The following is a 6,346-nucleotide window of genomic DNA, read 5'->3' as shown; positions in this document are numbered from 1 at the left end:
ATTTTCTAAATCTTTCTTTTGTTTAGGCGTGGATACCCTTGCGTATATATATGTTTTTCTTTCTACACCATCAAACAATAATGAATAAACACTATCTTCATCATAATCATATCTTCCATTATACCCCCTTTTTTGTTCATTTTATCACATTTCCTTTATTAAACATAATATATATTTTTGTACCAAATTTGTTGAAAAATTAAGTTGCCGTAATATCCTGCTATCCTCTCACCTCCATATAAAACGCGGAGAGAAATTTTCTTACGTTAATCCGGCACTTCGTCGTTTTCTCACCAGCTTCCAGCTCCTGCATACGCAAGCGAACTTCCTCAAAATCAAACAAACGCGGGGCAAAGTGCTCGAAGGTAGGATTCGTGTAATCAGTCAAACCAAGTGAAGACAAGTGGGTGAAAGCTTGAAAGACCATACGGCGAATGCGCTGCTCCATAGCACGTATCTCTTTTTGTAACGAATTTTCGTCTTCATTCCCATGAATCTGCCGCAGTACTTGTATATATACTTCCTTCAACGGGGGCAAATCGTTTAACGGCTGAGTTTTCTCTTCTTTCTCAGCGAGCCATTGCATAATGAGCAGCAAATCAGATGCCCCCGCTTCACCGGCAATTCCTAATAACAGAAGAAGCTGGCGTACCTTCTGTTGAAGATGATTCTTCTCATAAACACCTAATCTCGTTTTCTCTGCCTCACTATGACCGTTCTTCCCTTTTTCATCGATCTCCTGCACCAACTTGCGAATGGAATGAAGGGAAGAGACGAGAGACAGATGATTCGCGACCCGTTTCAACACAGACACGACTTCATAACGGTTAATTGGTTTTTGAATATATGTATCTACACCTTGCAGATAAGCTTGACCAATCATTTCTTTGTTTTCTACTTGGGAAATCATCACGAATTGGCCAGAAAATCCTTCTGCTTTTAATTTTTTCATTGTTTGAATGCCATCAAGTCCAGGCATAAGCAAATCAATAAGCACGACATCAACCGAATACAACTGGTCAATTGAGACATCGAGTCCATCTGCCGCCTGTCCCACCACCTCTCCCAGACCGTTTTCTGTAATAATTTTCTCCAGCATTTTTCGAACAACCCGGTCATCTTCAATAAGAAAGAAACGAAGCGACATTAGGCCTCCTCCTCTCGAAGTAATTTGTCAGTTGGTATTCTTACTTGAAATTGCGTTCTATCACCATCATCATAAGTTATTTGTATGCATCCACTTAAACTCTCAACAATCTCTTTCGCATGCGTCAGACCGATTCCTGTTGACGGGTTGCCTTGTTCATCATATTTTGTCGTAAATCCCGGTTGAAACACCCAATCCCAGTCTTCTCTTGGAATTCCCGGTCCAGAGTCAGTCACATAAAACACGATTTCACCTTTGTCCAGTTCTACCCGCAGTTCAATCCAACCCGAAGATGAAACCGCTTCCACCGAGTTAGCCACTAAATTGTTCAACACGGAAAGAAGGGCATAGATTTGATTGGTGAACAAATTCACACTACATTTTTCTTCAAAACGAATACATTTTCCCAACAGTTCCGCATATTTTTGATTGGCACGAATAACCATTCCACAAAGTTCAGCAATATTCATACGTAAGGCAAATTCCTCTTGACGTATCAACTTAGACAAACCGGCTAAAATTCGCTGCGAATCTTTTTTCACTTCATGTACATGCTCAGCAATATACAAAGCCATGCGCGGCTCTACTTTTTCCGACTCGAGCAGCCGTGTATAAAGCTCGTAGCTTTGCCGCGTAATTTCCTCCATATGTGTCATCGACTTACGTAAATAAAACGCTTCTTCATAAAGACTCGTATTAATCATCACAAGGCGCTCGAGTTCCTGCCGCCGAGCTTCGCCTAAAGCTTTGATTTGACGAATCGATAAAATATTGTACAATCCCACTACGGAGAAACTGCGCAAGATGCCGAACAAAAGCAACATGAAAATCGTTTCCTTTGCAATGAGCGGGGATTCACCAACTAGCTGTCGAATCGATAGTTCAACGATGTTAGATGAAAAATCAATAGCCGTTCCAATTAATCCTACTCGAATCGGAAACTCTGCATATTGGGAAATCCTTGTCAAATGAACAAGCAAAGCGAAGCTAAAGTAATAAAAAGCCGCTGGAAAATGAATCAATAGACTATCATGCCATGACAGATGCCCGATCATTACATCGATGACACCCCGAAATCCTGTAATAAACACTCCTGTGCAAAAACCAGCAAGAAGAGTTGGGACGGAATGAAACCATAACAATCCGAAAAAGAAAGCAACACTTCCCAGCGAAAAGCGAAACGTACCGCCAAATGGCGTCACTTTCATTTCCCCGAAAAAAGCAGTAGCCAGCATAATAACCAGCAACAGCAATAGACGATCACGCATTGAATTCTCCTTTTTTACTATGAAAATAATAACTCCATTTCCTAATTATAATAAATTTATATTAGGAAATGGAGATTTCGCAATATGAAAAGTAAAAATACTTACACACGTTTATTTTCTAATCGTTTGGAAATCAAGGACAATGAATAATTCACCGTAAAATACATAAGCGCAACGAGCAGGAAAATAGGAATGACATAGTTTACATTTCTTCCGTTAATAATTTGCGCATGGTTCATTAGCTCTGGCAAAGCAATGACTACAGCCAGCGACGTATCTTTCAATAAAGAGATAAATTGGCTTACAATTGGCGGAACCATGCGGCGCAATGCTTGCGGCAGTATAATGTGCCACATCGTCTGCATATAGGTGAGGCCAGATGCCCGCGCTGCTTCAATTTGTCCTTTTTCAATCGAATTTAATCCGCTTCGCACAATTTCTGACAGCATCGCTGATTCAAAAATAACAAGCGCCAAAATCGCTGCATATAATTTGTCCAGCTTCATGCCTACTTCAGGCAGTGCGAAATAGGTGAAGAAAATAATCAATAATAGTGGTAGATTGCGAATCGTCTCAACCCCTACCGCCAAAACGTGAGCAACGACAGGAATTCGCGCGTAACGCAACACCCCTATGACAATTCCAATCGCAAAACTAAGCACAATCGATATAAATGCTACTTCAAGCGTAACTAAAAAACCTTCAAGCAAAAATTTAAGATGAATAGGAGAGTATGCGCCAATAAAATCCATTTTTTCTCCCCCCTTATCGGCTTCTTGCCAAGCGACGCTCTAGAAAACCGACGCCGAGGCTTAGTGGAACAGTTAAGACAAGATAAAACACCGCTACAAAAATGTAAACATCAAACGTAACAAACGTTTCAGATGAAATTAAGTCCCCGAAATACATTAAATCAAGCCCAGCAATAACCCCAAGTACGGAAGAGTTTTTTACTAGGTTAATAAACTGATTACCCAGCGGTGGAATGACAATTTTGATCGCTTGGGGCAAAATAACGTAGCGCATTGCTTGCAAATAAGTAAGGCCAGATGACCGTGCTGCCTCCATCTGCCCTTTAGGAACCGCAAGAATTCCCGCACGAATCACTTCAGCGATAAAAGCCGCAGTGTAAACAGTAAGCCCTAAAGTTCCGGCAGTGAATGAATCTAAACGAACTCCAAGCGCTGGTAACCCGAAGAAAAAAACAAATACAACTAGAATCAGTGGTATATTCCGGATAAATTCGACGTATGCCGCTCCGAGCCAATTTAGCAGTCTTACCGGCGCAATCCGGAATACAGCGATCACAATTCCAAGCAGCAGACTGCCCAATAAGGCAAGCAGACTGGCTTTTACCGTGTTGCCAAATCCTTGCATATACATATCCCAATGGTCAACAATAATTGAAAAATCAATCATCGTGTTGTCGTTCCCCCCTTTTTCTTTCAGAAGAAGCAAATGAGCGGCAGGGAATCCGCTCATCTGCTTACACATTCTTTATTGCTTCGGCTTTTCGCCAATCCATTTTTCATAAATTTTGTCATATTCGCCGCTCTCTTTTATCTCTTTAAGATATTCATTAATCACTTGTAAAAACTCCTTATCACCTTTTCGCACAGCAATTCCGTAAGGTTCCTCTGTAAACGTTTCATCAACTACCCGATAATTAGGATCTTGCTTTGCCATACCATAGAGCAGCGCGTTATCTGTCGTCAATGCATCACCTTGTCCTGCTTTTAATGCCGTAAATGCTTCCGCATAGTTTTCAAATTCTAAAACGGTCGCTTCAGGAGCTTTTTCACGAATGTTTTGCGCAGAAGTGGATCCCTTTGCGGTTAAAACAGTTACACCTTTTTTAATATCTTTCAAACCGTTAATTTTGCTGTCTTTTTTCACGAGCAATGATTGACCAGCCATGAAATAGACATCAGAGAAGTCAACTTCCTTCTTCCGCTCTTCTGTAATCGTCATCGTCGCGATAATCGCATCGATTTCCCCGTTATTCAACATTGGGATACGTGTTTTTGAAGTTACTTCTTTCAGTTCAATTTTGTTTTCATCCCCAAGAATTTTCTTTGCCAACCCTTTGGCGATATCAATATCAAAGCCTTCTACTTCTCCCGTTTTCGGGTCTTTTAACCCGAAAAGATTTAAGTCATATTTAACGCCAACGACGAGTTTGCCTCTTTCTTTAATTTTCTCTAACGTATTGCTTTCCGTTGTACTCGTTTCTTTCTCTTTGTTTTCTCCTCCTGTTTCAGTTCCGCCGCTGCATCCCACTAACATGGTAGCGCTAAGCATAGCAACAAGTCCAATGCCCATCATTTTTTTCCATACATTTTTCAACTTCATTCAAAATTGCCCCCTTTTCCTTAATTTAATGATTAAGAATTCTGCTCAAAAACAGGCGAGCCCGCTCTTCGCGTGGGTTTGCGAAAAACTCTTCAGGCGGTGCTTCTTCGAGAATTCTTCCTTGATCCATAAAAACGATACGATCGGCTACTTCACGAGCAAAACCCATTTCATGAGTCACAACTACCATCGTCATTCCTTCCTTTGCCAGTTTTTTCATCACATCAAGTACTTCGCCAATCGTCTCTGGATCAAGCGCTGAAGTTGGCTCATCGAACAACATGATTTTAGGATTCATTGCCAGTCCTCGGGCAATCGCTACACGTTGTTGTTGACCGCCTGATAATTCTGATGGATAAGCGTTAGCCTTATCAGGTATTCCTACCTTTTCTAGGTAATACATCGCTGTTTCTTTTGCTTCCTTCTCAGAAATGCCTAACACCTTGGTAGGAGCCAGCGTAATATTTTGCAGAACCGTTTTATGCGGATAAAGGTTAAAGTGTTGAAACACCATACCGATGTTGCGCCGCAGTTTATTAATGTCCGTATTTTTGTCATTCACCTTTACGTTGTCGACAATCAATTCACCGCTCGTAATGGTTTCAAGTCGATTGATACAGCGCACGAGCGTACTTTTTCCGGAACCGGACGGTCCGATAATAACAACGACTTCTCCTTGATTGATGTGAAGGTTTATATCTTTAAGAACATGAAAATTTCCATAATGTTTATTGACCTGATGAAAACTAATCAAAGAAAACCCCCCCTCCTTTTTTACTTTTTGCTCTGTTAACACATCATGCTGATGTTCCGGCTAACTAGATCGTGCTCAACAGCAGCGAAAAATCAACAATTATTGTTTAACCGAGGTGCGTTTAAAAAAGTTTATTTTTTCTGAATTGATTGTAATTATAAATCTACTGAAATCTACACGAAACGACAGTAAAAAACTTAATAAGAGGAGAAGTTGGTCATATGTGTTTGGTCTCACTCGTAATCATTTACTGCAAAGAGCTAAATTTTAAATTAGCCTTTACAACAATGGCTCCATAATCTTTTGTTCATTGGGCAAGCGGTGTTGTATCTTTGTAACCAAATGGGCTATTTCCTTCAGCCTTTAAAAGCTCGTTTATCCTTTTATTACTTTCACGAAAAACGTCCGTTGCCGCGGACCGTCATATTCGCAAAAATAGATCCCTTGCCAAGTTCCGAGAAGAAGTCTTCCTCCTGTAACAATGACATGTTGTGAAGCGCCGACCGTGCTTGCTTTCATATGAGCTGCCGTGTTCCCTTCCGCATGTCTGTCTAATTTGTGCTCCCATGGGTACACTTCAGCAAAACGGCGCATCATATCGCGTTTCACATCTGGATCCGCATTTTCGTTAATCGTAATCCCGGCAGTTGTATGCGGACAATAAACAACCGCAATTCCTTCTTCCATGTTAGCTTCGTTAACGACTTCTTGAACATAATTAGTAATATCAAGCATTTCATCACGTTGTGACGTGCGAATGGTAAATTTCTTTAACATAATCATCCTCCACCGTATATATTGTTTGTCAAAGAAAAAAAGTTTTTG

General features: G+C 40.7%; 7 protein-coding genes and 1 pseudogene. All 8 read right to left on the bottom strand.

What is annotated here, in order from left to right:
* Positions 1–120 (bottom strand): annotated as a pseudogene (locus B0I26_RS12790) (IS607 family transposase); the annotation flags it as partial.
* Positions 121–220: 100 nt separating this feature from the next.
* Positions 221–1,147 carry a response regulator gene (locus tag B0I26_RS12785; protein WP_111645813.1) on the bottom strand — a complete coding sequence of 309 codons (927 nt, stop codon included), beginning with the start codon at positions 1,145–1,147 and terminating at the stop codon, positions 221–223.
* Positions 1,147–2,415 carry a sensor histidine kinase gene (locus tag B0I26_RS12780; RefSeq protein WP_111645812.1) on the bottom strand — a complete coding sequence of 423 codons (1,269 nt, stop codon included), beginning with the start codon at positions 2,413–2,415 and terminating at the stop codon, positions 1,147–1,149. The genes B0I26_RS12785 and B0I26_RS12780 overlap by 1 nt, the downstream gene beginning before the upstream one ends.
* A gap of 101 nt (positions 2,416–2,516) precedes the next feature.
* Positions 2,517–3,167 (bottom strand): amino acid ABC transporter permease, encoded by a 651-nt coding sequence (locus B0I26_RS12775; RefSeq protein WP_111645811.1) that lies wholly within the window; start codon positions 3,165–3,167, stop codon positions 2,517–2,519.
* Between the two features lie 13 nt (positions 3,168–3,180).
* Entirely contained in the window at positions 3,181–3,834 is a 654-nt protein-coding gene (locus B0I26_RS12770) for an amino acid ABC transporter permease (RefSeq protein ID WP_111645821.1), read from the bottom strand.
* Between the two features lie 78 nt (positions 3,835–3,912).
* Positions 3,913–4,767 (bottom strand): glutamate ABC transporter substrate-binding protein, encoded by an 855-nt coding sequence (locus B0I26_RS12765; protein WP_111645810.1) that lies wholly within the window; start codon positions 4,765–4,767, stop codon positions 3,913–3,915.
* A gap of 25 nt (positions 4,768–4,792) precedes the next feature.
* Positions 4,793–5,521: an amino acid ABC transporter ATP-binding protein gene (locus B0I26_RS12760; protein ID WP_111645809.1), complete on the bottom strand. Its 729-nt coding sequence runs from the start codon at positions 5,519–5,521 to the stop codon at positions 4,793–4,795.
* Between the two features lie 375 nt (positions 5,522–5,896).
* Positions 5,897–6,298, bottom strand: coding sequence for a secondary thiamine-phosphate synthase enzyme YjbQ (locus B0I26_RS12750; protein ID WP_111645808.1), 402 nt, complete (start codon positions 6,296–6,298; stop codon positions 5,897–5,899).
* Positions 6,299–6,346 lie beyond the last annotated feature (48 nt).

It is taken from the genome of Paranoxybacillus vitaminiphilus, assembly GCF_003259935.1.
Lineage (GTDB): Bacteria > Bacillota > Bacilli > Bacillales > Anoxybacillaceae > Paranoxybacillus > Paranoxybacillus vitaminiphilus.
The sequence above is the reverse complement of the archived record's forward strand: the minus strand, read 5'-3'. Positions and strand labels throughout refer to the sequence as shown.

Bases quoted from the DNA above. Each gene is read 5' to 3' on its own strand.
- B0I26_RS12770 (WP_111645821.1), bottom strand. From the start codon at position 3,834: ATGATTGATTTTTCAATTATTGTTGACCATTGGGATATGTATATGCAA.
- B0I26_RS12785 (WP_111645813.1), bottom strand. From the start codon at position 1,147: ATGTCGCTTCGTTTCTTTCTTATTGAAGATGACCGGGTTGTTCGAAAA.
- B0I26_RS12765 (WP_111645810.1), bottom strand. From the start codon at position 4,767: ATGAAGTTGAAAAATGTATGGAAAAAAATGATGGGCATTGGACTTGTT.
- B0I26_RS12750 (WP_111645808.1), bottom strand. From the start codon at position 6,298: ATGTTAAAGAAATTTACCATTCGCACGTCACAACGTGATGAAATGCTT.
- B0I26_RS12775 (WP_111645811.1), bottom strand. From the start codon at position 3,167: ATGGATTTTATTGGCGCATACTCTCCTATTCATCTTAAATTTTTGCTT.
- B0I26_RS12780 (WP_111645812.1), bottom strand. From the start codon at position 2,415: ATGCGTGATCGTCTATTGCTGTTGCTGGTTATTATGCTGGCTACTGCT.